1 protein-coding gene is annotated in these 258 nt (G+C 70.5%); it reads left to right on the top strand.

From position 1 onward, the window contains the following. Positions 1–72 precede the first annotated feature (72 nt). Positions 73–258, top strand: a 186-nt coding sequence (locus tag C566_RS23210; RefSeq protein ID WP_231386364.1) for a hypothetical protein, incomplete at its 3' end; no start/stop codon positions are given.

Raw genomic sequence — 258 nt, forward strand, 5'->3', positions numbered from 1 at the left:
CGGCATGGCAAGGGTTCCCGAATTGACGAAGATGGCCGCTAAGCCTGGTCCCACAGCGGCCATCCCTGGCAAATGGTTCACCTCGTACGGGACATCGGCGCGGGGATGCTGCAGGCGAGGACCACTGGCGGCCGGCGGGCCGATCCGCCGGCCGGACGGGCAGCTCCGGCGGGGCGGGCCGATCCGCCTGACGGGCGCCCCGCCGTCGGCATGGCAAGGGTTCCCGAATTGACGAAGATGGCCGCTAAGCCTGGTCCC

The organism is Arthrobacter sp. 131MFCol6.1 (assembly GCF_000374925.1).
In the GTDB taxonomy this organism is placed as follows: domain Bacteria; phylum Actinomycetota; class Actinomycetes; order Actinomycetales; family Micrococcaceae; genus Arthrobacter.